The organism is Deinococcus pimensis DSM 21231 (assembly GCF_000519345.1).
Classification (GTDB): domain Bacteria; phylum Deinococcota; class Deinococci; order Deinococcales; family Deinococcaceae; genus Deinococcus_A; species Deinococcus_A pimensis.
In genome coordinates this window covers 8,909-9,512 of the sequence record NZ_KI912632.1, presented here as the reverse complement: position 1 = coordinate 9,512, position 604 = coordinate 8,909, and the positions used below count along the sequence as shown (strand labels likewise).

Genomic DNA, 604 nt, shown 5'->3' with positions numbered 1-604 from the left:
GCGGGGTCGTGGGACGCGCCGAGGCTCATGGCGCTCGGCGGGTACGGCAGGAAGGTGGTGCGGACGACGCAGCCGCCCTCCTGGTCGATGGCGATGAGGGCCTCCTCGCCCATGACGGCGCGCAGGTCGGCGGTGAGCTTCGCGAGCTGCGCCTCGCTCTCGACGTTCTTGCGGAAGAGGCAGACCGCGCGGATGCGGTGGCGGCGCAGGTGCTCGGCGGTGTCGTCGTCGAGGACGGGGCCGGGAATGTCGACCATGAGGAGGGGTCCGGCGGAGGGGCAGTCTGGGATCATCACGTCTCCTGACGGCGTCTGGGCGGGGCTCGGGGGGGCGGTGGGAGCGGGTGCTCCGCTCATGAGAATTCTCTTGACAGCCTGCTCCCCCAAGGGTATGTTGCTCCAAAAGCACTGTCAACTTTGGAGCTTCACTCCATGAAGGGAGCGCGCGTGGTTCAACCTACCATCCAGCCCGGCGTCCTCGACCGCCTGCGCCACCACCTCGTCGTCTCCTGCCAGGCGGACGACGACAGCCCCCTGCGGGACACGCGCGTCATCGCGGCGCTCGCGCGCGCCGCCGAGAAGGGCGGGGCGCGCGCCCTGCGCGT

The 604-nt window shown here is 70.7% G+C and carries 1 protein-coding gene; it reads right to left on the bottom strand.

Features of this window, described 5'->3' with window-relative positions; translation table 11 throughout:
- The coding region (locus DEIPI_RS28490) for a glycoside hydrolase family 3 N-terminal domain-containing protein (RefSeq protein WP_045233646.1) at positions 1–293 on the bottom strand (293 nt) is incomplete at its 3' end.
- Positions 294–604: the final 311 nt, after the last annotated feature.